This window comes from Variovorax sp. RCC_210 (assembly GCF_041355175.1).
Taxonomy (GTDB): domain Bacteria; phylum Pseudomonadota; class Gammaproteobacteria; order Burkholderiales; family Burkholderiaceae_C; genus Variovorax.
The window spans coordinates 782,050-807,847 of record NZ_JBFUPJ010000001.1 but is presented as its reverse complement, the minus strand read 5'-3'; the positions used below and the strand labels follow the sequence as shown (position 1 = coordinate 807,847).

25 protein-coding genes and 1 riboswitch are annotated in these 25,798 nt (G+C 70.3%); of the genes, 7 read left to right on the top strand and 18 right to left on the bottom strand.

The window, feature by feature from the left end; genetic code table 11:
* Positions 1-88 precede the first annotated feature (88 nt).
* Together AB6807_RS03980 and AB6807_RS03975 are read left to right on the top strand one after the other, a co-directional pair.
* Complete coding sequence (locus AB6807_RS03980; RefSeq protein ID WP_116908877.1) at positions 89-1,003, top strand: LysR family transcriptional regulator; 915 nt, start codon at positions 89-91, stop codon at positions 1,001-1,003.
* A gap of 225 nt (positions 1,004-1,228) precedes the next feature.
* Positions 1,229-2,068 (top strand): flagellar brake protein, encoded by an 840-nt coding sequence (locus AB6807_RS03975; protein WP_371083584.1) that lies wholly within the window; start codon positions 1,229-1,231, stop codon positions 2,066-2,068.
* Positions 2,069-2,130: 62 nt separating this feature from the next.
* Here AB6807_RS03975 and AB6807_RS03970 read toward each other — a convergent pair whose 3' ends face one another.
* The 17 genes from AB6807_RS03970 to AB6807_RS03890 form a co-directional block, all read right to left on the bottom strand.
* Complete coding sequence (locus AB6807_RS03970; protein WP_371083583.1) at positions 2,131-2,595, bottom strand: OsmC family protein; 465 nt, start codon at positions 2,593-2,595, stop codon at positions 2,131-2,133.
* A 31-nt stretch (positions 2,596-2,626) separates the two neighbouring features.
* A complete protein-coding gene (locus AB6807_RS03965; RefSeq protein ID WP_371083582.1) occupies positions 2,627-3,220 on the bottom strand; it encodes a GNAT family N-acetyltransferase in 594 nt (197 codons plus the stop codon).
* A 14-nt stretch (positions 3,221-3,234) separates the two neighbouring features.
* Positions 3,235-3,963, bottom strand: a complete 729-nt coding sequence (locus AB6807_RS03960; protein ID WP_371083581.1) for an LrgB family protein — start codon at positions 3,961-3,963, stop codon at positions 3,235-3,237.
* Positions 3,960-4,313, bottom strand: coding sequence for a CidA/LrgA family protein (locus AB6807_RS03955; RefSeq protein ID WP_371083580.1), 354 nt, complete (start codon positions 4,311-4,313; stop codon positions 3,960-3,962). The genes AB6807_RS03960 and AB6807_RS03955 overlap by 4 nt, the downstream gene beginning before the upstream one ends.
* Before the next feature lie 43 nt (positions 4,314-4,356).
* Positions 4,357-5,367, bottom strand: a complete 1,011-nt coding sequence (locus tag AB6807_RS03950) for an aminotransferase class I/II-fold pyridoxal phosphate-dependent enzyme (RefSeq protein ID WP_371083579.1) — start codon at positions 5,365-5,367, stop codon at positions 4,357-4,359.
* The gene (gene cbiB / locus AB6807_RS03945) at positions 5,364-6,359 is read right to left on the bottom strand and encodes an adenosylcobinamide-phosphate synthase CbiB (protein WP_371083578.1); all 996 of its coding nucleotides are present in this window, start codon (positions 6,357-6,359) and stop codon (positions 5,364-5,366) included. The genes AB6807_RS03950 and cbiB overlap by 4 nt, the downstream gene beginning before the upstream one ends.
* Positions 6,360-6,368: 9 nt before the next feature.
* Positions 6,369-10,478, bottom strand: a complete 4,110-nt coding sequence (cobN, locus tag AB6807_RS03940) for a cobaltochelatase subunit CobN (RefSeq protein WP_371083577.1) — start codon at positions 10,476-10,478, stop codon at positions 6,369-6,371.
* A complete protein-coding gene (locus tag AB6807_RS03935; protein ID WP_371083576.1) occupies positions 10,475-10,873 on the bottom strand; it encodes a DUF2149 domain-containing protein in 399 nt (132 codons plus the stop codon). The genes cobN and AB6807_RS03935 overlap by 4 nt, the downstream gene beginning before the upstream one ends.
* 73 nt (positions 10,874-10,946) lie before the next feature.
* Positions 10,947-11,420, bottom strand: a complete 474-nt coding sequence (locus tag AB6807_RS03930) for a MotA/TolQ/ExbB proton channel family protein (protein ID WP_116908869.1) — start codon at positions 11,418-11,420, stop codon at positions 10,947-10,949.
* Positions 11,420-12,142, bottom strand: a complete 723-nt coding sequence (bluB, locus tag AB6807_RS03925) for a 5,6-dimethylbenzimidazole synthase (RefSeq protein ID WP_371083575.1) — start codon at positions 12,140-12,142, stop codon at positions 11,420-11,422. The genes AB6807_RS03930 and bluB overlap by 1 nt, the downstream gene beginning before the upstream one ends.
* A 5-nt stretch (positions 12,143-12,147) precedes the next feature.
* Positions 12,148-12,717, bottom strand: coding sequence for a cob(I)yrinic acid a,c-diamide adenosyltransferase (gene cobO / locus AB6807_RS03920; protein WP_371083574.1), 570 nt, complete (start codon positions 12,715-12,717; stop codon positions 12,148-12,150).
* 148 nt (positions 12,718-12,865) lie between these two features.
* On the bottom strand, positions 12,866-13,666 hold the full coding sequence (locus AB6807_RS03915) for an ABC transporter ATP-binding protein (protein ID WP_371083573.1): 801 nt from the start codon (positions 13,664-13,666) through the stop codon (positions 12,866-12,868).
* Positions 13,663-14,688 (bottom strand): FecCD family ABC transporter permease, encoded by a 1,026-nt coding sequence (locus tag AB6807_RS03910; protein WP_371083572.1) that lies wholly within the window; start codon positions 14,686-14,688, stop codon positions 13,663-13,665. Before AB6807_RS03910 ends, AB6807_RS03915 begins: the two co-directional genes overlap by 4 nt.
* On the bottom strand, positions 14,685-15,566 hold the full coding sequence (locus AB6807_RS03905) for an ABC transporter substrate-binding protein (RefSeq protein WP_371083571.1): 882 nt from the start codon (positions 15,564-15,566) through the stop codon (positions 14,685-14,687). Before AB6807_RS03905 ends, AB6807_RS03910 begins: the two co-directional genes overlap by 4 nt.
* Positions 15,563-16,165, bottom strand: a complete 603-nt coding sequence (locus tag AB6807_RS03900; RefSeq protein WP_371083570.1) for a bifunctional adenosylcobinamide kinase/adenosylcobinamide-phosphate guanylyltransferase — start codon at positions 16,163-16,165, stop codon at positions 15,563-15,565. Before AB6807_RS03900 ends, AB6807_RS03905 begins: the two co-directional genes overlap by 4 nt.
* Positions 16,149-17,618 carry a cobyrinate a,c-diamide synthase gene (locus AB6807_RS03895; protein WP_371083569.1) on the bottom strand — a complete coding sequence of 490 codons (1,470 nt, stop codon included), beginning with the start codon at positions 17,616-17,618 and terminating at the stop codon, positions 16,149-16,151. Before AB6807_RS03895 ends, AB6807_RS03900 begins: the two co-directional genes overlap by 17 nt.
* Positions 17,603-19,531: a TonB-dependent receptor domain-containing protein gene (locus tag AB6807_RS03890; RefSeq protein WP_371083568.1), complete on the bottom strand. Its 1,929-nt coding sequence runs from the start codon at positions 19,529-19,531 to the stop codon at positions 17,603-17,605. The genes AB6807_RS03895 and AB6807_RS03890 overlap by 16 nt, the downstream gene beginning before the upstream one ends.
* A gap of 85 nt (positions 19,532-19,616) precedes the next feature.
* A riboswitch (cobalamin riboswitch) is annotated at positions 19,617-19,886 on the bottom strand.
* Positions 19,887-19,942: 56 nt separating this feature from the next.
* On the opposite strand from AB6807_RS03890, the gene AB6807_RS03885 reads away from it, so the two are divergent.
* The 4 genes from AB6807_RS03885 to AB6807_RS03870 all read left to right on the top strand — a co-directional run bounded on the left by AB6807_RS03885 (position 19,943) and on the right by AB6807_RS03870 (position 23,489).
* Entirely contained in the window at positions 19,943-21,664 is a 1,722-nt protein-coding gene (locus AB6807_RS03885) for a ClcB-like voltage-gated chloride channel protein (protein WP_371083567.1), read from the top strand.
* A 125-nt stretch (positions 21,665-21,789) separates the two neighbouring features.
* A complete protein-coding gene (locus AB6807_RS03880; protein ID WP_116908859.1) occupies positions 21,790-22,014 on the top strand; it encodes a DUF904 domain-containing protein in 225 nt (74 codons plus the stop codon).
* Complete coding sequence (locus AB6807_RS03875) at positions 22,011-22,370, top strand: cell division protein ZapA (RefSeq protein WP_371083566.1); 360 nt, start codon at positions 22,011-22,013, stop codon at positions 22,368-22,370. The genes AB6807_RS03880 and AB6807_RS03875 overlap by 4 nt, the downstream gene beginning before the upstream one ends.
* 291 nt (positions 22,371-22,661) lie before the next feature.
* Entirely contained in the window at positions 22,662-23,489 is an 828-nt protein-coding gene (locus tag AB6807_RS03870; protein ID WP_371083565.1) for a sulfite exporter TauE/SafE family protein, read from the top strand.
* A gap of 47 nt (positions 23,490-23,536) precedes the next feature.
* On the opposite strand, the gene AB6807_RS03865 is transcribed toward AB6807_RS03870, so the two are convergent.
* Positions 23,537-24,499: a helix-turn-helix domain-containing protein gene (locus AB6807_RS03865; protein ID WP_371083564.1), complete on the bottom strand. Its 963-nt coding sequence runs from the start codon at positions 24,497-24,499 to the stop codon at positions 23,537-23,539.
* A 230-nt stretch (positions 24,500-24,729) separates the two neighbouring features.
* Here AB6807_RS03865 and AB6807_RS03860 point away from each other — a divergent pair, with 230 nt between their 5' ends.
* Positions 24,730-25,779: a carbon-nitrogen hydrolase family protein gene (locus AB6807_RS03860; RefSeq protein ID WP_371083563.1), complete on the top strand. Its 1,050-nt coding sequence runs from the start codon at positions 24,730-24,732 to the stop codon at positions 25,777-25,779.
* The last annotated feature ends 19 nt before the right edge of the window (positions 25,780-25,798 follow it).

The following is a 25,798-nucleotide window of genomic DNA, read 5'->3' as shown; positions in this document are numbered from 1 at the left end:
ACAATCGGATGGTCACTAGGGAAATGCCCTTGCTGTGTAAGAATCCGCCTCCCCCGGTGTGGGCCGGGTACCCCAGAACAGGCATTCGATGGATCAAATCCAGGCCATGCGGATCTTTGTCCGCGTCGTGGAGGCCGGCACTTTCACCCGGGCGGCAGACTCTCTCGCCCTGCCGAAGGGCACGGTCACCAAGCAGATCCAGGCGCTGGAGTCGCGCCTGCGCGTGAAGCTGCTCAACCGCACCACGCGGCGCGTCACGGTCACGCCCGACGGCGCGGCCTACTACGAGCGCGCGGCGCGCCTGCTGAACGACTTCGACGACATGGAAGCCAGCATGACCAATGCGCAGGCCAACCCCACGGGGCGGCTGCGCATCGACATCGGCACCTCGGTGGCCAGGCTCATCATCCTGCCCCACCTGGCCAGCTTCTGCGACCGCTACCCCGACATCCAGGTCGACCTGGGCGTGAGCGACCGCACGGTCGACCTCATCAGCGACAACGTCGACTGCGTGATCCGCGCCGGCGAGCTCAACGACCAGTCGCTGGTGGCGCGGCGCATCGGCACCCTGCACTTCGTGACCGTGGCCTCGCCCGCGTACATCAAGCGCTACGGCATGCCGCAGCACCCGAACGACATCGAGAAGCGCCACGTGGTGGTGAGCTACTTCTCGGGCACCACGCGGCGCGTGTACCCGCACGAGTTCAAGAAGGGCGACGAGCACATCGAGCTGAACGGGCACTACCGCGTGTCGGTCAACGAGAGCAACGCGCACATCACGGCGGTGCTGGGCGGCTTCGGCATTTCGCAGTGCATCACCTTCATGGCCGAGCCGCTGCTGGAAAGCGGCGAGCTGGTCGAGGTGCTGCCCGACTGGGAGCGCGACCCGCTGCCCATCCACGTGGTGTACCCGCCCAACCGCCACCTGAGCGCCAAGGTGCGGGCCTTCGTGGACTGGGCGGCCGAGCTGTTCGCCAAGAACCCGCGGCTGCAGCGGCGCTGAACACGGGGCGCCACGGTATCCCGGGGCGCTCAGGACGTCCGGGGTGTCGAAAGCGGGCGATGAAGCAAATATTTCATCGCCGCCCCCTAAACTTTCGCCCGCCGGTGCCGCTATTGATAGAGAGCCAGACCCGAGAGCGCACCGCCCCGCAATCTCCGGCACGAACGCGCGTGCCGCGGCTTCGCTGAAGACCGCGCACGCAAGAAACTACCTTCCCGCAAACCCATGGAAAACCAGTCGAACGGCCAGGCCGAAGCGCCCGCCCAGACGCACACCCCGCCGGACGAGACCGTCACAGAGAGCGCCAACGAAAGTGCCAATGAGAGCGCCAACGAAGGCGCCAAGGAGCGCATCGACGAAGGCGCCCACGAATTCGGCCGCCGCAACCCGCTGGAAATCGGCGCGCGGCTGCGCGGCCTGGTCAACGGCAGCGACTTCCTCACCGTGCAATACGCCGGCGGCCAGCTCGTCACGCAGCTGCTCGACGTGGACGTGCGCGCGCGCACCTTCACCTTCGACTGGGGTTCGTCGCCCGAGCAGAACCAGGGGCTGCTGGCGGCCACGCGCTGCCAGTTCAGCGCCCAGCCCGAGGGCGTGCGCGTCGAGTTCGCCACCGCCACCCCGCGCGAGACCCGCTTCGAAGGGCTGCCCGCCTTCGAGGTCGACTTTCCCGAGGTGCTGTTCTACCTGCAGCGCCGGGAGTATTTCCGCGTCGACACGCCGCTCGACTCCTTCACCTGCACCGGCCGCTGGCCCAAGGGCGACGCCTTTCGCTTCGAAGTGAACGACCTGTCGCTGGGCGGCGTCGGCATGCGCACCATGGACGAGCGCGTGCTACACCTGTCGATCGGCACCTTCCTGCGCAACTGCGAGCTGTCGCTGGGCACGATGGGCAAGCTCTCGATCGACCTGGAACTGGTGTCGCGGCGCCACACCACGCTGCCGAACGGCAAGCTGCGCTACCAGCTCGGCTTTCGCTTCATGGCGCTGCCGGGCAGCGTGGAAGGTCGGCTGCAGAAGCTGATCACGCAGCTTGAAATGAAGCGCAACGCGCTGGTGCGTTGAAGCGCTGACGCGCTCGTGCATTGACACGCTGCCGCGCCGCGAAAGCTGCTCGCGGCGCCCGGTCAGAACACCGGCTCGCAACGCACCTCGGTCTTCACCGAATTCGCGATGAAGCATTCTTCATGCGCCCGGTGGTGCATGTGCGCTACCTGCTCGCGCGTCGGCAGGTTCTCGCCCGAAAACCTCACCTCGGGCCGCAGCGTGACCACCGTCATCGCCATCTTTCCCTCGGCGTTCTTTTCCATCACGCCGCTGGCCGCGTCGAAATAGCGGTCGACCACGAACTTGCGCTTCACCGCCATCGTGAGGAACCACAGCATGTGGCAGTTCGACAGCGAGGCGACGAACATCTCTTCCGGGTCGACGGCCGAGGCGTCGGACATGGGCAGCGGCACCACGTGCGGCGACGACGAGCCCGGCACCTCGGCGCCGCCGTCGAAGCGCAGCGAATGCCGGCGGCTGTAGGTGTTGGCCAGAAAGTCCTGGTCGCCCCGTTCCCAGAGGATTTCCGCGGTGTAGTGAGCCATGTGCGTGCCTCGCCAGAAGGTCAAAAGGGTGTCAAAGGTAGATGAAGTAGCGGTACTTGGTCAGGCTGCCCTGGCTGGGCAGCGTGAGAAAGCTTTCCGCCAGCACGCCGCCGTTGGCCTCGATCACCTTGCGCGAGGCGATGTTGCCGGGGCTGGTCGTGACCTCGACGCGGCTCAGGCCTTCGCCGGCCGCCAGCGTCAGCATGGCATTGAGCGCGCGCGTGGCGTAGCCCTTGCGCTGCTTCCAGGGCACGACGCTGTAGCCGATGTGGCCCAGGCAGTACGCCGGCAGCGCGATCGTGCCGGGCTGCCAGCGCAGGTCGATGCTGCCGCAGAACTCGCCGTCCCACATCCAGCACCTGTAGCCCGGCAGCCGCGGCACCTGGGTGCCGTCGGGCATGGTGACGGGCGCGCCCCGGGCCTCGCGGTCGACCAGGCTCGCCAGGAACAGCGCGGCATCGGCCTCGATGGCGGCGCGATCCTCGGGGCCCGATTCGGGCCGCGATTCGTCGCGCGCCCAGCCCCGGTTCAATGCCGACACGTAGCTGGGCAGATAAGGCCTGGCCGGCCACACGAGCTCCATCGGTCGCGGGTCGGTGATGGGGCGGGAACGGTACAGCGGCATGCGGTGTCGCTCCTTCAGGCGCCCATGAGCTTCACGACGAGCGGCACCAGCAGCGCGGTCGCGATGCCGTTCAGCCCCATGGCCAGCGCCGAGAACGCGCCCGCCGTCTCGTTCACCTGGATGGCGCGCGCCGTGCCGATGCCGTGCGCCGCCATGCCGACCGCGAAGCCGCGCACCGCGGGCTCCCTGATACGCAGCAGGTTCAGCAGCCCGGTGGCCATGATCGCGCCCGAAATACCGGCCACCGCCGCCGCCACGGCCGCGAGAGAAGGCAGCCCGCCGATCTTCTCGGCCACGCCCATGGCGATGGGCATGGTGGCCGACTTGGGCGCGAGCGACATCATCAGCTCGTGCGAACCGCCCAGCACCCACGCGATGCCGATGGCCGACACGATGGCCGCCACCGAGCCCACCAGCAGCGCCACGCCAATGGGCAGCCACAGCCGCCGCAGGCGCCCGACCTGCCCGTACAGCGGCACCGCCAGCGCCACCGTGGCCGGCCCGATGAGGAAGTGCACGAACTTCGCGCCCTCGAAGTAGGTGTCGTACGGCGTGCGCGTGAGCAGCAGCACGCCCACGATGACCACCACCGAGATCAGCACCGGGTTGACCACCGGGTTGCGCCCGCTGCGCGTGTGCAGCCACAGCGCGCCCAGGTAGGCCAGCAGCGTGAGCGACAGCCACAGCAGCGGCGACTGCGCAAGAAACACCCAGATGTCGGCAAGCCTGGCGGGCGCGGTCATTCGGCGTTCGTTCCGGTGACGCGGATCATCCAGCGGAAGGTGAGCGCGGTCACGGTCATGGTGAAGGCCGCGCCGACGATGCCCGCCGCCAGGAACGGCAGCCACTCGCGCCCCACCCGCTCGAAATGCAGCATGACGCCGGCCACCGCCGGGATGAACAGCAGCATCAGGTTGCGCAGCAGGTGACCCGAAGTGTCGGCGAGCGCCTGCGGCACGCTGCGGCGCACCAGCAGCCCGGCGAACAGCAGCACCATGCCGATCAGCGGCCCGGGAATGGGCAGCCCCAGCCACTGCACCAGCAGTTCGCCGGCAAGCTGGCAGAGAAAGAGCGCGGTGATGGCATAGAGCATGGTCTGTCTCCGTGTGCGGAATGATGTACGGAACGGTGTGCGGTCAATGGTCGGCGCGAGCGGCCGCGCGTGTCCATCCCTCTTTCAAGCCGCGCTGGCTCGCGGGCGGCAGCACGCCCAGGCGCACATGGCCCGGCAGGCCGAAGGAGGCGCAGTCGCGCAGCTTGATGCCGTCGGCGCGCAAGGCGGCGGCCAGTTCGGGGTACGGGCGCTCGGTGCGCGCGCAGAAAAAGTTGGCGTCACTGGGCAGGCAGTGCCAGCCGAGCGATTCGCAGAGGGCGCGTTGCTGCGACTTCCATTCGCCCAAGGTCTGCAGGCTCCGCGCGAGCCAGCGGCGGGCTTCGTCGCTGGCCCACGTGTGGAGCAAGGCCACGCCGTGCGTGCCCAGCGGCCATGAAGGCGCGAGGCGTTCGATGCGCTGCAGCAGGTCGCCCTCCGCCTGCGCCTGCACGGGTGCGATGGCGTAGGCGGCGCGGATGCCGGTCAGGCCCATGGCCTTGTTGGGGGTCCACATCTGCCAGACGCGGTCGCGTTGGGCGGCGTCGAGCGACGGGCTTCCTTCCAGGCGCAGCGGCTCGTAAGCGAGATCGAGCACGCAGACCCCGCTCTCGCTCGCGGCCTGTTGCGGCAGGTCGGCCTGCGGCTGGCCCAGCGGGCTCGACGGCTCGCAGCACCAGCGCAGCGCGGCTCCCTCCGGTGCCTGCGGCGCGCGCAGCACCTGCAGGCCCCAGGCCCGCGCCGCGCGTTCGTAGTCGCCGTAGCTGTGCGCCGGCAGCCAGGCGGTGCGGCCGCCCTGCTGCATCACGGCGGCGCTGATGCGGTGGATGAACTCGCTGGCGCTCGCCGCGATGACGATGCGCTCGACGGCCACGCCATGGAAGTCCGCGAGCCTTGCGCGCAAGGCCGTGTAGTGCGGGTCGGGGTAATGCGCGGCGTCGGCCTGCCGCAGCGCCGCCACCGCGACCGGACAAGGCCCGACCGCGTTGCCGTTGGTCGAGAAATCGTGTGGTGCGGCGCCAGATGCGTCGGGCCCGCCGTGCATCGCCGTGCTCATGCCCAGCGCCATCCCGTGGTCGCCACGATGAGCAGCGACGCGCCCACGCCCAGCGCCAACGCTGCCCGCTCGCCCAGCTGCGCGGTGCGCTGCATGTCGGCGGCGGAAGGCGCGCGCCCCTCGGCGTTCAGCGCGTACACGCCCGGCTTGGCCAGCCGCACGCCGAGCAGCAGCGCCATCGCCGCCATCGGCCAGCCGCTGTTGGGCGACGGCGTGCGGCGCGCCTCGCCAGACAGCCCCGCCGCCCCGGTGGGCCAGCGCCATGCCGCCAGCGCCAGCAGCACGACGGTGATGCGCGCCGGCGCCCACGAGAGCACGTCGTCCGCGCGCGCGGCCCATTTGCCGAGCCAGGTCCAGTCGCGGCCGTTGCGCTCGCCGCGGTAGCCCCACATGGCGTCGGCGGTGTTGGCGAAGCGATAGAGCGCCGCGCCCGGCAGCCCGAACAGCACGAACCAGAACACCGGCGCCACCAGCGAGTCGTTGAGGTTTTCCGCGAGCGATTCGATGGCGCTTTCGCGCACCTCGCGCTCGCTGAGCGATGACACGTCGCGGCTCACCAGCCGCGCGAGCTGCTTGCGCCCGGCATCGAGCGACACGGCCAGCGCGGCCTCGACCGCCAGCACCTCGTCGCGCAGCATGCGCCAGGCGAACAGCGGCTTGAGCAGCAGGCCCAGCAACAGCGCAGCGGCCCACGGCGCGAGCCATTGCACGACCAGCGTCTGCAAGGCCATCGCCACGCCCCAGGCGCAGGCCGCGCCCACGCACCAGGTCAGCGCGCCGATGAAGAACATCGGCAGGTCGACGGGCCGTGCCGCGTGCATGCGCGGCGCCACGCGCGAACCGATCGCGCCGAGGTAGTTGCCCATCCACACGACCGGGTGCAGCGCCGCGGGCGGCTCGCCCAGCCAGCGGTCGACGGCCAGCGCGATCCACAGCGCGGCGGCCACGGCAAGGGCGTATTCGAGATTCGGGTGGAGCATGGGAGCCGCCATTCTCGCGAATCAGGCGGCCGCCCTGCCCCGGCGCCACTGCATCAATGCGCCGAACGCGACGAGCAATGCGGCACCGAATGCGACCCACAGCCGCAGCACGACGGTCTCGGCCTGCGGGGCCGGTGCGGCGGCGGGCGTGGGTTCGAGCTTGAGGCCGCGGACCGGCTGGGTGTTTGCCGGCGCGGGCTCAGGCGCGGGCGTTTCAGCCGGTGCGGGTGCGGCAGAAGATTCAGGAGCAGGTACGACCGAAGGCGCCGCGGCAACCACCGGCTCGACCGCGCGACGCGGCTGCGCCTGCACAGGCGCTGTCGCTGTAGCCGGTGCCAGTTCAGCCTGCACAAACCGCTGCACACCCGCGTTGCGCTCACGCAGCCCGCTCGCACCCGCGGCCTGTGCATAAGCCTGCGCCAGCTCGCGCCGCGTGGCGGCATCGGGCTTCCAGTAGTTCAGCCGCACCGCGTCGAGCATGCGCTCCAGCGTCTGCGCGAAGGCGGCGCGGTTGTCGCCTTCGAGCCATTCGCGCGTGCCCAGCTTGTAGCGATCTCGCACGTACACGTCGTGCAGCGACTGCCACTGGTCTTGCCGCACCGCGGCCGGCGCCGTCACCTGCCAGCCCCAGAGGAACTGCGCGGTCTTCAGCACCTGCAGCGTGCCGCTGTAGCCCTCGGCCTTCTGCGCGGCGATCCATTGCGGGTGCAGGTAGCGCGTCTGCATCTCGCGCGCGATGGCGCCGGCGGCGGTGTCGGTGCGCACGGCGCCGCCGTCGCGCAGGTTCTGCACGTACAGCGCCGGGTCCTTGCCGGTGAGCTGGCGCACCGCCTGCGCGATGCCGCCCAGGTACTGGAACGGGTCGTCGTTGGTCAGCACGCCGTACAGGTTGGAGCTGCGCGCCATCAGCGCCGCATCGACCTGCGCCAGGTTGCCCGCATAGGCGCCGGGCCGCGCCGCGCCGTCGAGGCCCTTGCCGTAGGCGTGGCCCATGCGGTCCATGTAGAGCTGCGCCATCTGCGCGTCGCCGCCGCCGCGCTGCTGGCCCTTCCACACGTCGGTGGCCAGCGCGGCCTCTTCGAGCCCGGCGCCGTAGCTGCCCTGCTCGTTGGAGAACACGCGCGCCGTCGACCAGCGCTGCGCCTCCTGCGCGGAGGCGCCTTGCGCGCGCAGCCTGGCGGCCAGGGCCTCGCTGTGCTGCGCGACCGCATTGACCGCATTGACCGCATTGACCGGATCACCGGATCCAGTGGATTCGTGAAGTGCTGCCACCTGCTGCACCGCCTCGTCGAGCCAGCGCATCACGTTCGGGAACTGGTCGCGGTACGAGCCGGTGACGCTGACCAGCACGTCGATGCGCGGCCGCTTCAACACCGCCGCCGGAATCACCTCGATGCCCGCCATGCGCCCGCCTTCGTCCCAGCGCGGCTTCACGCCCAGCGCGTAGAAGGCCTGGCTCTCGAGCACGCCCTGGTGGCGCGAGGCCTCGCCGGCCCAGAGCGTGAAGGCGATCTTCTCGGGCGCCTTGCCGGCATGGCTTCTGGCGTGGTCGGCGAGCCAGGCGTCCATCGCGGCCACGCCGGTGCCCCATGCCGCGCGCGTCGGCACGCGGCTGGGGTCGAAGCCATAGAGGTTGCGCCCGGTCGGCAGGCTGTCGGGGTTGCGCACCGGGTCGCCGCCGTAGCTGGACTTCAGGTAGCGCCCGTCGAGCGCGGTCAGCAGGCCCTCGATTTCCTCGTTGTGCGCGAGCACCTCGTCCAGCTTGCGGGCGCGCTCGGCCAGCGCCTTCAGGCTCTGCCTGTCGTCAGCGGTCTTGCCCATGTCGCTGGCGGCCTGCGCATCGGTGAGCGCCAGTTCGATCCAGCGCGCGGGCCGCGAGCGGGCTACGTTGTTCGCATCGACCAAAAAAACTTCGTCGATGTCTTCGCCCAGCGCTTCGGCCAGCGGCTTGCCCAGGATCTGCAGGACCGTCATGCGCCTGCGCTCGGCGCTCGGCGCCTGCCCGAAGGTCGCCAGGCCCAGCGGTTGCGCGGTCTGCGCGAGTTCGTCCAGGTACGGATGCAGCACGGCGATGAAGCCCGCGAAGTCGGCGCGGATGCGCGCGGGCGTCCACTTCAGGTCGCGGTCGAAATGCTGCGCGGCAAAGTCGGCCGCCAGCTGCCGCTCCATCGCGGCCTTCACCGGCCCGGGCGACAGCGTTTCCCAGTCGTGCATGCGCTCGTGCATCTGCTGCACGCCGGGGCGAAAGCCGGCGGGCGCGAACATCGGTGTCGAGTGGCTCACCATGGTCGCGCGGCCGCGTCGCTTGGCGGTGGTGGCCTCGCCCAGGTTGTCCATGATGTACGGGTACACGTTGGGCAGGTCGCCCAGCGCGAGCAAGGGGTCGTCCTGCACCGACAACCCGCGCTCCTTGCCGGCGGACCACTCCACGGTGCCGTGCGTGCCCACGTGCACCACCGCGCCAGCGCCGAACTGCGTGTGCAGCCACAGGTAGGTCGCCAGGTAGCTGTGGCTCAGCGGAACGGCCGAGCGGTGGTACACCTGCGCGGCCTTGTCGGCCACCTGCGTGCCGGGCTCGAAGCGCGGCGGCTGGCGCAGCACCACCACGTTGCCGTATTGCACCCGCGGAATCACGAAGGCCCGCTGCCCCGCGACGTCGCGCAGCAGCGTCGATTGCTCGGGCGGGCCCCAGTAGCTTTCGATGCGGCGTTGCGTTTCAGCCGGCAGCGCGCGGAACCACGCGAGGTAGCGCGCGAGCGGCAGCGCGTCGGCCAGGTTGCCGTCGAGCAAGGGCTGCAAGGCATCGCCCTTCCCGGTCGGGTAGTAGGCCTTCATCGTCGCCTGCACCTGCGCGATGAGCGCGTCGGTGCCCGGCAACTCGGTGCGGTAGCCGGCCGACTGCATCGCCGCCAGCATGTTGTTCACGCTGCGCGGCACGTTCAGAAAAGACGCGCCGAAGTTCGCCTCTCCCGGCGGGTAGTTGTAGACCAGCATCGCCACGCGACGCTCGGCCGGCGGCGTGCGCTGCAGGCGCAGCAAGGCGGCGGCCTTGTCGGCCACGGCGTCGATCTGCGCGGGCAGCGGCGCCAGCGTGCCGGCGGCGGCGTCGCGCGCGCTGACCAGCATCGGGTCGGTCATGCCGGCCAGCTCGCTCGGGCTGTAGTACGCGGCGATGTCGGTCTGAGAGAGGCCGTCCTTGCTCTGTGCCCACTGCGTGGCGTCCATGGCCAGCGAAGGCAGCGTCTGCAGCACGGGCACGCCGATGCGTTCCAGCTCGGCCTTGCGTTCGTTCGGGCTGAAGACCAGCGCGGCATTGACGATGGCATCGGCCACGCGCCGCTCGCCGGCATGCGTCATGCGAAAGAACAGGTCCTTCTGCTGGCGCGGGCCGTAGAAAGCGTAGGCGCGCAGGCCGCGCTGCTCGAGCGAGGCGATGAGCGTGTCGAGCCAGCCGGTGTCGTCGCCGGTGACGGTGGCGATGTTGATGGCGATGGCGACCGTGCCTTTGCCATTTGCATCCCCCGGCCTGTCGATGGCGCCGATGTCGGTCTCTATGCGCGGCCAGCCCGGGTGATACAGGCCCGCCAGGGGCAGCGGAACCGCCGCCGGCAAGCCTGCGAGCTGGCCGGGTTGCGACAGCGCCTTCATGGCCGCACCCAGGTTGGCCGCGCCGGAAAAGCGCCAGTACTCGCGCAGCCGTTGCGCCCACGCGGCATCGACGCCGCGCTCCGCCGCCAGCGGTGGCGCGGCAGACGCCTGGCCCTTCGCCACCAGCGCGAATTCGCCGACCAGCACATACGGCGTGGCGCTGCGCGACACCGTGTCGCCAAAGCGCGCCGCGGCGGCCTGCGCCACGCTGATGTGCGGCGCGTCGATGACCAGCAGCCGCGCGCCGTCGAGCGCGGCGGCCAGCGCATCCGTCGAATCCGTGGCGGCCGACACCACCTGGAGCGGCACGCCAGCTTCTCGCGCAGCAGCCTGCAGCCGCACCACGCGTGCCGGCGACACCAGCGAGGTGCTCAGCACCACGACGCGAGACGGCGCCTGCTGCGCGTGCGCCGGTGCGAGCAACCCCAGCGCCGCGCACGACGCCCACAGCAGCCAGAACAGCCGGAAGAAAGGCCGCGTCACTTTCCGCCCTGCGCGGGCGGGGTTCCCGCAGGCGCCGCACCCGCAGGCGCCGCACCCGCAGGCACGGCATCCGCCGGCACATACACCATCGTGCCGTCCTTCAGCCGCCACGCGGTGCCGGCCTTCTCGCCGTCGCCCTGCCCTGTCGCGCCGCTGGCCTTGAAGCGCGTGATCTTCCGGCCCTCGCGCGTGATGATCTCCATGTTCGGCTGGCCCTCGTTGCGGATGACCGTCACCTTGTCCTGCGCGAACGGGTTCATCGGGTTGTTGATGACCGCGATCATCAGCATGCCGATGACGACCATGAACACGTCGATCAGGTTGATGGTGGAGAGCACCGGGTCGTCGTCGTCGCTGTCCAGGCTGCTCAATATCGAGAACTGCCTGCGGCTCATTGGTGCACCCTTGGCGCTGCGCGCCTTCCCGCCAAGCGGGAGCGAGCTTGCTTGGGGCGGCCCGGCGCAGCGCTCATGAGAGGCGATCCCGCGCGTCCAGCACCGTCACCAGTTCACGCATGAGCCAGCGGCGCCGCACGGTGTAGACCACGAAGGTGATCGAGGCCGACGCCAGCGCCACGATCACGCTGGCGAACGCCGGTGCCAGGCTCTGCGCCACGCCTTGCGATTCGCCCGAGGCCACGGCCACCAGCGCGGGGCCCATCGGGATCATGGTGGCGATCAGCCCCAGCATCGGCGCCACGCGACTGCACAGGCGCACGCCTTCGAGCTGCTTGAGCACCACCAGCTCCATCTGCTCCTGGCTGGCGCCCGCGTGGCGCTGCAGCACCAGCGCGCGCAGCGGGTCGCGGCGGCGCTGCAGGTACTCGATGCCGAAGGCGCCCAGGCAGTACACGGCGTACACGAAGGACAGCAGCACGCCCAGCGTCACGGGCCAGAGGAACAGCCGCGCGAGCTCGAAGAGAACGGTGTCGAAGGCGAGCATCAGGTCGGCTCCACGGGAGGGTAAGAAGGGAAAGAGGACAAAGAAGAAGGCGCAGCTTCGCAAGCGTCGAACAGGTCCGAAGGCCGGCCCCAGCCTTCGTCGAACACCAGCGACGACAGCGGCGCGCGCCGCGCCCAGCGTTCGCGCTGCAGCATGGGCTCTTCGTAGAACGCGTCCACCGGCCCCAGGCACAGCAAGGCGATGGGCTCGGCGCCTTCGGGCAGGCCGAGCAGCACCGACACCTCGGCCGGGTCGAACAGCGACACCCACCCCATGCCCAGCCCCTCGGCGCGCGCCGCGAGCCACAGGTTCTGGATGGCGCAGGAGGCGGAGGCCAGGTCCATCTGCGGCAGCGTGCGGCGGCCGAACACGTGTTTTTCGCGTCCGTCGGCCAGCGACACCGCCAGCAGCTCGGCCGCGTCGAGCAGGCCCTGCACCTTCAGGCGCATGAACTCGTCTTCGCGCTCACCCAGGGCGCGGGCCGTGAGCACGCGCTCGTGCTCGACCACGCGGTGCAGTTGCTCGCGCAGCGCCTGGCCGCGAATGCGAATGAAGCGCCAGGGCTGCATGAAGCCGACGCTGGGCGCATGGTGCGCCGCACCGAGCAGCCGGCGCAGCACCTCGGGCGCGACCTGCCCGCCCGCGAAGTGGCGCATGTCGCGCCGCTCGTGGATGGCGCGGTAGACCGCGCTGGCGTCGCTCGCCTCGAACGCGTGCGCCATGCCGTTCAGTCTTCGATGCCGCGCTGCGCGGGAATGCCGGCCTTGAACGCGTGCTTGACCAGCGTCATTTCGGTGACGGTGTCGGCCAGCTCGATGAGCTCGGGCGGGCAGCGGCGCCCGGTGAGCACCACGTGCACGTGCTTGGGGCGGGCGCGCAATGTCTCGAGCACGCCATCGAGCGGCAGCCAGCCGTAGATGAGCGGGTAGGTGATCTCGTCGAGCACCACCAGGAAAAAGTCGCCGGACATGATCGTGGCCTTGGCCTTTTCCCAGCCGTCGCGCGCCAGTTGCCCGGAGCGTTCGAGGTCCTGGCTCTTCCAGCTGAAGCCGTCGCCCAGCCCTTCGATCGGAATGCCGATCTGCTCGAACATGCGATGTTCGCCAAACCGCGCGCTCGGCACTTTCATGAACTGATAGATCTTCACGGCCTTGCCGCGCCCGTGGGCCCGCAGCGCGAGGCCGAAGGCGGCGGTGCTCTTGCCCTTGCCGTCGCCGGTGTTGACGATGACGATGCCCCGGCGTTCGCCTTCGGGCTTTTCGTACGGCTTTTCGCTGGGAGGAGTTTCTATTTGCATGCTGCTTCCAATTTCAGTGTTCTGTGTTCGGCGGTTTGTTGGGGACGCTGCTGCTGTTCGGGACGGGTGCACTCTTGGTGAACCGCGATCAACCACCGCTGCGCACAACGATCGCGCCCTGAACAGCCAACGTCAAACGCAAAGACAGTCATCGCGGCAACGCAATCCACTGGTCCGCCACCCGATGCACCCGGATGCGGTGGTCGAACACCTGCTCCAGCGCCGTGTGGGTCGTCGGGTCGCTGCAACCGCCGTGGTGCACGACACGGCCATGGTTCATCACGACCAGTTCGTCGGCGGCCAGCGCCATCGGCAACTCGTGCAGCACGCTGACCACCGTCTTGCCCTGGGCGACGAGCGCGCGGGCGGTCTGCATCCAGTCGGCCTGGTGCGGCGGGTCGAGGTTGGCGAGCGGCTCGTCCATCAGCAGCAGCTCGGCCTCGACCGCGAGGGCGCGCGCCAGCAACACGCGTTGACGCTCGCCACCCGACAGCTGGCCCAGCGGGCGGTCGCGCCAGTCCCAGGCCTGGGTGCTGCGCAGGGCGCGTTCCACCGCCTCGCGGTCGGCCACGCTGGGGGCGGCCAGCCAGCGCTGGTGCGGCAGCCGGCCGAGCATGGCGACGTCGTAGACCATCAGGTCGTCCGCGCTGCCCTCGCCCGTGCCGCTCTGGCCCAGCCAGGACAGGCGCCGGGCACGCACGCGCGCCGGCACCTTGCCCTGCACCTCGCCGAAGAGCAGCACCTCGCCACGGTGCGCCAGCAGGCCCGCCATCGCTTTCAGCAAGGTCGACTTGCCCGCGCCGTTGGGCCCGACGATGCTGGTCCATCGACCTGCGGACAGCCGCAGGTCGATGTGATGCAGCACCTCGGTCGCGCCCAGCGTGGCGCTCACGCCGCGGGCTTCGAGCGCGGGGGTGGTGCTTGTGCCGTTCAGGCTGTTCGGGTTCATGCCACGCCGCTCCGCGCGCCGCGCCGGTGCATCAGCCACAGCAGGTAGCTCCCGCCGAGCACCGCGGTGAGCACGCCCACCGGCAGCTCCTGCGGCGCGATGAGCCAGCGCGCCAGCAGGTCGGCGGCCATCAGCAGCAGCCCGCCCATCAACGCCGACAAAAGAATCAGCCGCGCATGCGTGGTTTTCACGACCGAGCGCATCAGGTGCGGCGCGGCCAGGCCGACGAAGGCGATCAGGCCGGTCTGCGCCACCGCGGCGCCCGTGGCCAGCGCCAGCACCACCACCAGCGCCGCGCGCATCGCGCCCAGCGGCAGGCCCAGGCTGCGCGCGGTGGCCTCGCCCAGCGCCAGGCCGTCGAGCACCGGCGCCAGCGCCCAGGCCAGCAGCAGGCACACGGCGCCGACCATGGCCATCACCGCGCAGGCGCTCCAGCCGACCAGGCCGGTGCTGCCGAGCACGAAGCCCTGCAGCGCCTGCAGGATGTCCGCCGAGGCGATGGTGATCAGGTCCTTGGCGGCGCCCAGCACCACGCCGACGATCACGCCGGCCAGCAGCAGGCGCAGCGTCTGCTGCACGCCGCGCGCGAGCATCAGCGTGAGCATCACCGCCAGCACCGCGCCCACAAAGGCCGCGCCCGTGAGCCCGAGCCGCATCACCCACTGCGCACTGGCGGCCGAGCCGCCGAACATCAGCAGCGCCACCGCCACGCCCAGCGACGCGCCCGACGCGCTGCCCAGCAGGTACGGGTCGGCCAGCGGGTTGCGGAACAGGCCCTGCGCCACCGCGCCCGCCAGGCCCAGCAGCGCGCCGGCGAGCCACGCGCCCAGCGTGCGCGGCAGGCGGATGTCCCACACGATCTGCAGCGCCACCGGGTCGTGCCGCGCCGACAGCAGGCTTTCGAAACCCGTGCTGCCGATGCCCAGGCCCAGCAGCACCAGCGCGGCGCCCAGCACCAGCAGGCCGGCGCCCAGCAGCAGCACGCGTTGCAGGTGGGCCGTGTGCCTGGCGGCCGCGTTCACCGCGGGCCCTTCGCGCCCTGCTCGGCGATGCACTGCGCCATCAGCCGCGCGGCCTCGTCCATGCGCGGGCCGGGGCGCACGAGCACGTCGGACTGCTCGGCGCTGAAGCGGCAGATGCGCCCTTCGCGCACCGCGCGAATGCCGGCCCAGCCGGGGCGCTGCTCCAGCCCCTGCGCGCTGCGCACGCTGACCATGATGAGGTCGGGGTTGGCGCGCACCACGTACTCGGGGTTGAGCTTGGGGAACGGGCCGAGCGCGGCCGGCACGATGTTCTTCACGCCCAGGCGCGCCAGCGTCTCGCCGATGAACGACGACTCGCCCGCCGCGTAAGGTGCGTTGTTCACCTCGAAATACACGCGCAGGCCCCTGGCGCTCGCGGGCAGCGACTGCGCGGCCGCCGACACGCTGGCGTCGATCACGCGCCACACCCGGGGCGCGTCGTGCGTGCCCAGCACCTGGTCGAGCTTGTCGAGCACGCGCCGCACGTCGGCATGGTTCTTCGGCTCGAGCACCAGCACCTTCACGCCCAGCGCCTCCAGCCGCTGCGTGACGCGCGACGACTTGGCCAGCAGCACCGCGTCGGGCTTCAGCGCGACGATGGCCTCCACGTTGGGGTCGAGCCCGCCGCCGACCTGCGGCAGCGCCTTCACCTGCTCGGGAGAATTCGAATAGCGGTCGATGCCCACCAGCCGGTTGCAGGCGCCCAGCGCGCACACCGATTCGGTGAGCGACGGCAGCAGCGTGACGATGCGTTGCGGCGGCTGCGGCAGGCTGACGGTCACGCCGCGCTCGTCGACCACGTCGAGCGCATGCGCGGCCAGGGCGAACAGTGCCAGGCCCAGGGCGGCCAGCGTCGTGCGTGTCTTCTTCATGCTCATGTCGGTGCGGCGGGCGCTTTCAAGGTCAGGGGCAGGCCTGCGGCCATCAGCGTCACGCGGTCGCACACGGCGGCCACTTCCTGGTTGAGGCGGCCGAGCGCGTCGACGAAGGCGCGCGTTTCGCGGCCCAGCGGGATCACGCCCAGCCCGATTTCGTTGCCCACCAGCACCACCGGGCCGCGCGCCTCGCGCAACGCCACCAGCAGCATCGCGATGTGCGCCGCGGGCGTGCGCGTGGCGGGCCGCGCAGCCTGGCTGGGCATGGGCATCATCAGGTTGGTGAGCCACAGCGTGAGGCAGTCGACCACCACCAGCGTCTCGGCCGTGCTCTGGGTGATGATGGCGCGCGCAAGCTCGATGGGCTCCTCGATGGTGCGCATGCCCGGCAGGCGCTCGGCGCGGTCGGCCTGGTGGCGCACGATGCGCTCGAGCATCTCGTCGTCGTAGGCCTGGGCTGTGGCGATCATCACGGCGCGGTGGCGCGGCGCGGCGGCGAGCCAGTCGAGCGCGCGCTGCTCACCGCGGCGCGACTTGCCGCTCTTCTGGCCGCCCAGGATGAACTCGTGCGTGGCGGTCTTCGGCTTATTCGACAGAGGCATGGCGCTCCAACTCGATGGGCATGGCGCTGAACAGGCGCGCAGTCGCTTCCGGGCTGGACGCGAACCACGCATGAAAGTAGCTGGCGCGCACGGGCCCGTGCACGTACAGCGCCTCGCCGCCGCGTGCGCCCACGGCCTGGGTCAGGCCGGGCCGCGCGGTGTGGGCGACGGGCGCCAGCGGCGTGTCGCACAGCGAATAGTGGAAGGTGTGGCCGCGCAATGTGTGCGCGCCCAGCGTGAGCTGCTGCGGGCCGAGGCCGGCGAGCCGCTTCTGCATGGTGACCTTGCCGGGCAGCAGGCCCCACATGCGGTGCGCACGCGCGCCATTCGGGGTGCCATCAGGGGTGCCATTCGGGGTGCCATCTTGCGTGGCAAGCTCGTCGAACAGCGCCATCATGCCGCCGCACTCGGCCCACACCGGCTTGCCAGCCGCGGCATGCGCGGCGAGCGCCTCGCGCAGCGGTGCGCAGGCCGACAGCGCCTCGGCGTGCAGCTCGGGATAGCCGCCGGGCAGCCACACGGCATCGCAGGCGGGCAAGCCGTCGCCCGCGAGCGGAGAAAAAAACGACAGCCGCGCCCCCAGCGACGCCAGCACGTCGAGGTTGGCGGGGTAGATGAAGGAGAAGGCCGCATCGCGCGCAATGGCGATGGTGCGGCCGGCGAGCAAGGGCGGCACGGCGTGCGCCTCTTCAGTCTCGTGCGCAGTTTCGGGCTCGGGCGCCCCGAAGCTCGCCTGCGGAAGCTGCGATGTCTGCAGCCGGCCGAGCGGCGTGTCGGCCAGCACGTCGGCCACGGCATCGAGCCGCGCCATCGCATCGCCGAGCTCGGTCGCCAGCACCAGCCCCAGGTGGCGCTCTGGCAGCGTGAAGCCCGCGTCGCGCGGCAACGCACCCATCCATTGCGCGGGCTCGCGCAGCGCGTCTTTCAGCATGCCCGCATGCCGCTCGCTGGCGACACGGTTGGCCAGCACGCCGGCCCACGGCAGGCCGGGGCGAAAGTTCTGCAGGCCGTAGGCCAGCGCGCCGAAGGTGCCGGCCATGGCGTGCGCGTCGATCACGGCCAGCACCGGCAGGCCGAAGCGCTCGGCCAGGTCGGCCGCGCTGGGCGTGCCGTCGAACAGGCCCATCACGCCCTCGACGATCAGCAGGTCGCACTCGGCCGCGGCGGCGCGCAGGCGCGCGCGGCAGTCGGCCTCGCCGGTCATCCAGAGGTCCAGCGAATGCACCGGCGCGCCGGTGGCCAGCGCCAGCCAGTGCGGGTCCAGGAAATCGGGCCCGCACTTGAAGGCCCGCACGCGGCGGCCCTGGCGGGCGTGCAGCCGCGCGAGCGCGGCGGCAACGGTGGTCTTGCCCTGCCCCGAGGCAGGGGCGGCCACCAGCACCGCGGCGCAGGTGAGCGCCGCGGCACCGGAGATGCCGTGGGTTTGCGAAGCTTGGTTTACTGAGGCGTCCACTTGAGGCCGACGTACGCGGTGCGGCCTGCATTGGCGTACAGCCGCGCGTACTGGTAGTCCTTGTTGCCCACATTGTCGACGCGCGCCACCAGGTTCAGGTCGCGGGTGATCTTGGTGCTGGCCGACAGGTTCAGCAGCGTGTAGCCGCCCAGCTTCACGGTGTTGGCCGTGTCGTCGTAGCGCTGGCTCGACGCCTGCACCTCGGCGCCCAGCGTCCAGCCCGCCACGCGCCAGTCGGCGCCCACGGTGCCGTGGCGCTTGGCGCGGCGCGCGAGCAGGTTGCCGGTGGACACGTCCTTCGGGTCCTGGATGTCGAACGAAGCGCGCAGCGTGACGTCGCCCAGGCGCTGGCTGGCCGACAGCGTGGCGCCCTGCAGCGTGGCGCGGCTCACGTTGGTGTAGCAGCCGAACGCCGAGGCGCAGCCCTTGGCGGTGCCCACGAAGTTGATCAGGTCGCGCACGCGGTTGCGGTACACCACGATGCCGGCGGTGGTGTCGGCCTGGGCGTAGTTCAGGCCCAGCTCCACGTTCTGGCTGCGTTCGGGGCGCAGCGTGCCCACGCCGTATTCGCTGAAGCGCTGGTACAGCGTCGGTACGCGAAACGCCGTGCCGGCCGAGGCGCTGAAGCGCAGCGCCGGGGTGATGGCGTAGCCGTACGCGGCGCTGCCGGTGGTCTTGCCGCCGAACTCGCTGTCCTTGTCGTGGCGCGCATGCAGCTGCAGCGAATGCGGGCCCTGCACGAAGCCGTAGCCCAGCGACAAAGCGTCCTGCGCGCGGTCGCGCGAGAGCAGCTTCGACGAGGTGGTGGGCGCGTTTTCGAGCGCGTCTTCGCGGCGCTCGAAGGTGGCCGTCACCAGGTGCGGGCCGAAGCGGAACTCGTTCTGGAACAGGTAGCCGCGCAGGTTGGTCTGCGTGCGGTAGAACGACGGCTGCGTCTTGTAGACCGACTGCGAGTCGGTCACCTGCACGCGGGTGCTGTAGATCTCGTTCCACTTCGACGACCAGGTCAGCCCGGCGGTGCGCAGCGTGTTGTTGGAGATGTCGTTGGCGAACAGGATGGGGAGCCTGGTCCGGTACGACACGCTGGCGTCGTAGCCCGCGCTGATGTCGCTTGCGAGCAGCGTGGCGTCCAGGCGCTGGTCGGGCGTGAGCTGGAAGCCCAGCTTCAGGTTGCCCGAGGTGCTGTGGTAGCCGTCGCGGTCGGGGCTGGTGAAGCCGTCCTTGCTGACGGTGCGCTTGTCCACGGGCTGCACGTTGAAGCCCTTGCTCTCTTCGTGCTCGACGCCGAACGAGTAGTCGAGCAGGCCCGACTTGCCGCTCACGCCGCCTTCGATCTTGCGCAGCCCCTTGCTGCCGAAGCCGATGCCCGCGTAGGGGCGCACGCCCTCTTCGCCGCGCTTGGTGAACAGCTGGATCACGCCGCCGATGGCGTCCGAGCCGTACACGGCGGCGGCCGGGCCGCGCAGCACTTCGATGCGGTCGATCTGCGACAGCGGAATGCCTTCCCAGCCGGCGCCGCCGGTGGATTGCGAGTCGATGCGCACGCCGTCGAGGTACACGGCGGTGAAGCGCGTTTCCGCACCACGGATGAACAGGCTGGTGGTGTTGCCCACGCCGCCGTTGCGCGTGATCTCGATGCCGGGCACGCGCGCGAGCACGTCGGCAACGCCGGTGGCGCCGCTGCGCTCGATGGTCTGGCGGTCGATGACCGACACGTCGCCCACCAGTTCGGACAGCGCCTGCGGCGTGCGGTTGGCCGTGACCACCGTTTCGCTCAGGGCCGCGGCCTCCTGGGCATGGGCCGGGCCGCCGAAGGCGGAAGCCAGCGCCACCACCATCGGCAAAGGCAGGCAGGCGAAGCGAACACGGCGCGCGGGTGCGCGGCCGCTGGAAAAGCAAGCGTGGGAAATCATTGAATGGACCGAACGAACGTCTATACCCCTCGCCGGCCTCCCGCCAGCGCCATGGGCACCATGGTCGCCTCATGCGTGTTGCGCATGCGGCGGCCGCCTTGTTGGCCGGTATCCGGGCTGGCAGAGCACCCCTCGCCGCCTTCCCAGGCACCTGTTTCAGGGCGCCCAGTGGCTTGGATGGAAGGGGGTGGCGCCTTGCGGCGCCGTCTGCTTGACCGTTGCGGGGGCAGCGCAGGTGGCTTCGGCCATGTTCCGACCTGCGTGAACGCGAAGGTCGGGCGGGCTTTGACTCCTGCTTCCCGTTGAACTGCGCCGTGCGAACCACGCCGCGAGCACCAACGGGCGGCATTTTAGGCCCTGCGGACTCGTCTTTAAGTCGAAAGTTGCGCCCCGCCGCTAACATCGGCCGCCATGATGCGGCCTGCCTCGGTGTTCCTGAATCTTCGTTCGGCGTTGCAGCGCCTCTTTGGTGTTTCCGGCTGGCAATCGATGCTGCTGTGGTCGATCGTGGCGGGGCTGCTCGGCACGCTGGCCACCGAGCTCTTTCGCGCGGCGCTCTACCACTTCGAGCACTTGCTGCTCGGCCCCGGCGAAGGGCTGGTGGCCATGGCCAGGCACCTGCCGTGGTGGGCGCGCGTGGCCTGCCCCACGCTCGGCGGGCTGGTGGCGGGCCTGCTGCTGGTGGCGGCACGGCGCGTGGCGGTGCGCAGCGCCACCTCCGACTACATGGAAGCCATCGTGCTCGGCGACGGGCGCATTCCGGTGGCGCAGACGCTGGTGCGCAGCGCCTCGTCGCTGGTGAGCATCGGCACGGGCGGCTCCATCGGGCGCGAAGGCTCGATGGTGCAGCTCGCCGCGCTGGCCGCGTCGCTGCTGGGGCGGGTGTTCCGCTTTCCTGCCGAGCGGCTGCGGCTGCTGGTGGCCTGCGGCGCGGCGGCGGGGCTCACCGCCGCCTACAACGCGCCCATCGCGGGTGCCTTCTTCGTCGCGGAAATCGTGCTGGGCTCCATCGCGATGGAAAGCGTGGGGCCGATCATCATCGCCTCGGTGGTCGCCAACGTCGCGATGCGCGCGCTGCCCGGCTACCAGCCGCCGTATGCAATGCCGGCCTTTCCTGAAACGCACGGCACCGAGGTCGTGCTGTTCTGCGTGCTCGGGGTGCTGCTCGGGTTCGCGGCCATCGGCTTCCTGCGCGCGCTGCAGGGCAGCCGCGCGCTGTTCTCGCGGCTGCCGCTGGCGCTGCCGTGGCGGCTGGCGCTGGGCGGGCTGCTGATGGGCGCCATCTCCGTGCCCATGCCCGAGGTGTGGGGCAACGGCTACAGCATCGTCAACGGCGTGCTGCACACGCCGTGGCCGTGGACGCTCATTGCGCTGGTGCTGGTCGCGAAGCTCGCCGCCACGCTGGCCACGGCCGGTTCGGGCGCGGTGGGCGGCGTGTTCACGCCGGCGCTGTTCTTCGGCTGCATGGTGGGCGCGCTTTTCGGCCAGGGGGTGCAGGCGCTGTGGCCGGCCGCCACGTCGGCACCGTTCGCCTACGCCATCGTCGGCATGGGCGCGTTCCTGGCGGGCGCCACGCAGGCACCTCTGATGGCGATATTGATGATCTTCGAGATGACGCTGAGCTACCAGGTCATGCTGCCGCTGATGGCGGCCAGCGTCATCGCGTACTTCGTGGCGCGCTCGGCCGACGCGGGGTCGATGTACGAGATCACGCTGCGGCGCAACGAGCAGCGCGACACGCAACTGCGCCTGCGCGGCCTGCACATGCGCGACCTGGCGCAACCGGCCGAAACGGTGGTCGGGCCCGAGGCCGACCGCGAGGCGATGAGCAAGCTCTTCCTGCAGCACCCGGTGAAGTACCTGTACGTGGTCGATGCCGGCAACCGCTACCTCGGCGTGGTGCCGCTCGCGGCGCTGGGCAGCGCGCCCGCCGAGACCAGCGCGGGCGCCCTGCTGTCGCAAGCCATCCTGCCTATCACCGCGGACACCGGGCTCGGCGAGGCGCTGCAGCGCTTTCTCGACCACCTGGGCGAGCGGCTGCCGCTCATCGAGAGCGCCGGCAACCCGGTGCTGCTGGGCGTGGTCGCCAAGAGCGCGTTGCTGGCCACCTACGTGCGGCTGAGCGAAGCCTGAAGACACCACGAAAGCACCGCGCAAGGTTTGATCGGCGGGCCGCAAAGCCGCAGAATCCGGAGCACGCCGGGCACCGCGCCCAGCCTCGGCAGGACCGCTTTCCCAGGAAACTACAATCGCCAACCATGCCCGCCTCCAGCCCCATCGACCAGATCGCCGAGCGCGTCGAACGCCTGCTTGTGCGTCACGAAGAGGTGCAGCGCACCAATGCGCTGTTGCAGGAACAGGTCGATGCGCTCACACGCGAACGCGACGCCCTGAAGTCGCGGCTCGCCGCGGCCCGCACGCGCCTCGATGCGCTGCTCGAACGGTTGCCGGCTGAACCACCTTCCGAAGATTCCCCCGCATGAAGCAGATTGAAGTACAGATCATGGGCCAGAGCTATTTGCTCGGCTGTCCCGATGGCGGCGAGGCGCAGCTGCGCGAAGCCGTCGACCGCGTGGACGCGGCCATGTGCAAGATCCGCGACGCCGGAAAAGTCAAGGCCCGCGACCGCATCGCGGTGCTGGCCTCGTTGAACCTGGCCTTCGACCTGGCCGCGCAACAGGCCACGCAACAGGCCTCCCCACAGGCCGCCGCGGCAGCGCCGGCCCCCGCGGTGACGGCCGCCGCCGACCCGCAAGCCAACGCCGAAGCCGACCCCAGGGCGGCCCAGCTCATTCAAAGACTCGATCAGGCCCTGGCCGGCGATGGACATTTGCTCTGAATGAGCGCGGCGGACACATACGGGGCGTAAAATCCGCCTTGTCTGCAGACGTGTCGGGCTTAATATTTCCTTGTTCCAATGCTCTCCGGAGCCGGGCTTGGTACATCGCTAGACGGGCGTGATCATCTCGCGTCAGATGAACCCGAAGTCTTGCTGCCCTCGCCCACCTGAACCCTGGTTCAGGATGCGGGTCCGGCACACCATCTGCAGACACCTTTTCCGGCCACGGCCCCCAGCACCAGTTGCTCGGGGCCGTTGCTTTTTCAAGCATCCGTTTTTTGCGACGCCGACGTGAACCTCTCCGCCCTGCTCGACCCCCTGCTCATCGCCGAACTCGCCGCCCTCGGCCTGGGCACCGGTTTTCTCGCGGGCCTGCTGGGCATCGGCGGCGGCATGCTGATGGTGCCGTTCATCACGATCATCATGGGCCAGCGCGGCGTGCCGGCCGACCTCGCGGTGAAGATGGCCATCGCGACCTCGATGGCCACCATCATCTTCACCTCGGTGTCCAGCGTGCGCGCCCACCACAAGCGCGGCGCGGTGCGCTGGGACATCGTGCAGCGGCTGGCGCCGGGCATCGTCATCGGCAGCCTCGCGGGCAGCCTGGGCGTGTTCGCGCTGCTCAAGGGCACGGCGCTGGCCATCTTCTTCGCGCTGTTCGTGGGCTTCTCGGCCACGCAGATGTTCCTCGACAAGAAGCCCAAGCCTACGCGGCAGATGCCGGGCACGCCCGGCCAACTGGGCGCGGGCGGCGCCATCGGCTTCATCTCGGGCCTGGTGGGCGCGGGCGGCGGCTTCATCAGCGTGCCGTTCATGACGTGGTGCAACGTGGCCATCCACAACGCGGTCGCGACCAGCGCGGCGCTGGGCTTTCCGATCGCGGTGGCCAACGTGCTGGGCTACGTCATCGCGGGGCATTCGGTCGAAGGGCTGCCGGCCGGTTCGTTCGGCTACATCTGGCTGCCCGCGCTGGCGGTGATTGCCGCGTGCAGCGTGTTCACCGCGCCGCTGGGCGCCAAGGCGGCGCACAGCCTGCCGGTGAAGAAGCTCAAGCGGGTGTTCGCCAGCATTCTTTACCTGCTGGCGGCCTACATGCTCTGGAAGGGGCTGCACGGCTGAGGCCGCGCCGGGCGCTGCATCAGTCTCGGCACCAATCACGGCATCAGCTACTGCACCCGCTGCTGCCGCCAATCGCGCGGCGAGCAGCCGAAGCGCTCGCGAAACGCGCGGCTGAAATGCGCCGCGTCGTTGAAGCCGCGGCCATAGGCAATCTCGGCCACCGGCCTCCCCGCGAGGCGCGGCTCCAGCAGGTCGCGGCTGCATGCCTCGAGCCTGCGCTCCCAGATGTACTGCGAAGGCGTGAGCGGCTCGCTCTTGAATACACGGTGGATGTGGCTCACCGACACCCCCAGCTCCGCCGCCAGCGTGCCCACCGACAGCATCGGGTCGGCCAGCTGCTCGTCGATGCGCCGCTTCACGCGCGCCAGGTGGTACGCCGTGAGGTTGCTCAGCGCCGGCGCGCGCGCCGCCGGCAGCGTCTGCAGCCCCGCCACCAAAATGTTCTGCACCCCGTGCGCCACGGCCAGCGCCGAGGCGGGCTGCAGCGTGTCGATGTCCTCGCGCAGCGTGCGGATCATGCCCAGCAGCAGGTGCCCCGCGCCTTCGCGGCCCGACACGGTGGTGGCCGTCAGCGCCTCGGTGTCGCGCAGCTCGCTGCGCAGGCGCTCGCCGGGCAGCTTGAGCACGATCTGCTCGAACGACTCCTCGAACAGCAGCTCGTACGGCCGCGTGCTGTCGTACAGCGCGAAGTCGCCCGCCGACAGCACCGCGTCGCGGCCGTCCTGGCGCACCACGCCGTGGCCGCGCGCCTGGATGCTGACCAGGAAGTAGTCGTCGCTCGAATGCGCGATGTGCCCCGGCGTGCGCATCACCCGCTGCGGCCCTGAGGTGACCACCGACATGTCGAGGCTGGGCAGCGTGTGCTGGCGGATGCTGCCCTCGAAGTTGCCGGTGTCGTCCTGCTGCACCGCGTCGCATTCGAGCTGCACGTAGACGTTGCAGATCATGTCGGTCCAGTAGGCGAGCCGCTGGTCGCGCGAGACGGCGTCGGTGCTGAGCAACTGGGTCATCGGAATTCCTCGAAAGGCTGAGACGGGCCGTGAGAGCCCGGAAGCAAGGCATGCAACGCTGGAGCAAGAACGCCGCGAAGCCGGGTCAAGGCGTTCCGGCGGCGCGAATCTACGCTTCAAGCAACCCGCATGCCACAGCGCAAACCCGGTGCGTGCGGCGGGTGACCCGTTACGTCGCTTTCGCTTTCATTGCACTTTCATCGCCCCTTTTTGCGTTTGGAGAAACCACCATGCCGACCACCGTCCACCCCAAGCTGCGCGTCGCTGCCGTGCAGGCCGCGCCCGTGTTCCTCGACCTCGATGGCACCATCGACAAGACCATCGACCTGATGGCGCAGGCCGCCGCGCAAGGCGTGCAGCTCATCGCCTTTCCCGAGACGTGGGTGCCGGGCTACCCCTGGTGGATCTGGCTCGACTCGCCGGCCTGGGGCATGCAGTTCGTGCAGCGCTACCACGACAACTCGCTGGTCATCGGCTCGCCGGAGTTCGACCGGCTGAAGGCCGCGGCGCGCAAGCACCGCATCTGGCTGTCGTTCGGCTACAGCGAGAAGGCCGCGGGCAGCCTCTACATCGCGCAGGCGCTCATCGACGACCAGGGCAACACCGTGCAGACGCGCCGCAAGCTCAAGCCCACGCACGTGGAGCGCACCGTGTTCGGCGAAGGCGACGGCGCCGACCTGCACGTGGTGCCCACGCCCATCGGCAACATCGGTTCGCTGTGCTGCTGGGAGCACCTGCAGCCGCTGAGCAAGTACGCCATGTACGCGCAGAATGAGCAGATCCACTGCGGCGCGTGGCCCAGCTTTTCGCTGTACCGCGGCGCGGCCTACGCGCTGGGGCACGAGGTGAACAACGCGGCGAGCCAGGTGTACGCCGTGGAAGGCGGTTGCTTCGTGATCGCGCCCTGCGCCACGGTGTCCAAGGCCATGAGCGAGCTGATGTGCACCGATGCGGGCAAGCAGCAGATGCTGGGCACGGGCGGCGGCTACGCGCGCATCTACGCGCCCGACGGTTCGCCGCTGGGCACGCCGCTGGCCGACGACGCCGAAGGCCTGGTCGTTGCCGACATCGACCTCGGCATGATCTCTCTCGCCAAGGCCGCCGCCGACCCGAGCGGCCACTACGCGCGGCCCGACGTCACGCAGCTGCTGCTCAACAAGACCCGCCGCGAGCCCGTGGTGGTGCAGCTCACGCCGGAGCCCGAGGCCAGCGTGCCGCAGCCAGAGCCCAAGGCCAGCGTGCCGCAGGCCGAGGCCGAGTTAGCGTCCGTCGCGGCTTGACGCCCGACCCCAGGAGCCA

Bases quoted from the DNA above. Each gene is read 5' to 3' on its own strand.
- AB6807_RS03860 (WP_371083563.1), top strand. From the start codon at position 24,730: ATGCCGACCACCGTCCACCCCAAGCTGCGCGTCGCTGCCGTGCAGGCC.
- AB6807_RS03875 (WP_371083566.1), top strand. From the start codon at position 22,011: ATGAAGCAGATTGAAGTACAGATCATGGGCCAGAGCTATTTGCTCGGC.
- AB6807_RS03885 (WP_371083567.1), top strand. From the start codon at position 19,943: ATGATGCGGCCTGCCTCGGTGTTCCTGAATCTTCGTTCGGCGTTGCAG.
- AB6807_RS03960 (WP_371083581.1), bottom strand. From the start codon at position 3,963: ATGACCGCGCCCGCCAGGCTTGCCGACATCTGGGTGTTTCTTGCGCAG.
- AB6807_RS03900 (WP_371083570.1), bottom strand. From the start codon at position 16,165: ATGCCTCTGTCGAATAAGCCGAAGACCGCCACGCACGAGTTCATCCTG.
- AB6807_RS03980 (WP_116908877.1), top strand. From the start codon at position 89: ATGGATCAAATCCAGGCCATGCGGATCTTTGTCCGCGTCGTGGAGGCC.
- AB6807_RS03905 (WP_371083571.1), bottom strand. From the start codon at position 15,566: ATGAGCATGAAGAAGACACGCACGACGCTGGCCGCCCTGGGCCTGGCA.
- AB6807_RS03890 (WP_371083568.1), bottom strand. From the start codon at position 19,531: ATGATTTCCCACGCTTGCTTTTCCAGCGGCCGCGCACCCGCGCGCCGT.
- AB6807_RS03935 (WP_371083576.1), bottom strand. From the start codon at position 10,873: ATGAGCCGCAGGCAGTTCTCGATATTGAGCAGCCTGGACAGCGACGAC.
- AB6807_RS03955 (WP_371083580.1), bottom strand. From the start codon at position 4,313: ATGCTCTATGCCATCACCGCGCTCTTTCTCTGCCAGCTTGCCGGCGAA.
- AB6807_RS03915 (WP_371083573.1), bottom strand. From the start codon at position 13,666: ATGAACCCGAACAGCCTGAACGGCACAAGCACCACCCCCGCGCTCGAA.
- AB6807_RS03950 (WP_371083579.1), bottom strand. From the start codon at position 5,367: ATGAGCACGGCGATGCACGGCGGGCCCGACGCATCTGGCGCCGCACCA.
- cbiB (WP_371083578.1), bottom strand. From the start codon at position 6,359: ATGGCGGCTCCCATGCTCCACCCGAATCTCGAATACGCCCTTGCCGTG.
- bluB (WP_371083575.1), bottom strand. From the start codon at position 12,142: ATGGCGCACGCGTTCGAGGCGAGCGACGCCAGCGCGGTCTACCGCGCC.
- AB6807_RS03965 (WP_371083582.1), bottom strand. From the start codon at position 3,220: ATGCCGCTGTACCGTTCCCGCCCCATCACCGACCCGCGACCGATGGAG.
- cobO (WP_371083574.1), bottom strand. From the start codon at position 12,717: ATGCAAATAGAAACTCCTCCCAGCGAAAAGCCGTACGAAAAGCCCGAA.
- AB6807_RS03970 (WP_371083583.1), bottom strand. From the start codon at position 2,595: ATGGCTCACTACACCGCGGAAATCCTCTGGGAACGGGGCGACCAGGAC.
- AB6807_RS03930 (WP_116908869.1), bottom strand. From the start codon at position 11,420: ATGCTCGCCTTCGACACCGTTCTCTTCGAGCTCGCGCGGCTGTTCCTC.
- AB6807_RS03975 (WP_371083584.1), top strand. From the start codon at position 1,229: ATGGAAAACCAGTCGAACGGCCAGGCCGAAGCGCCCGCCCAGACGCAC.
- AB6807_RS03880 (WP_116908859.1), top strand. From the start codon at position 21,790: ATGCCCGCCTCCAGCCCCATCGACCAGATCGCCGAGCGCGTCGAACGC.
- AB6807_RS03865 (WP_371083564.1), bottom strand. From the start codon at position 24,499: ATGACCCAGTTGCTCAGCACCGACGCCGTCTCGCGCGACCAGCGGCTC.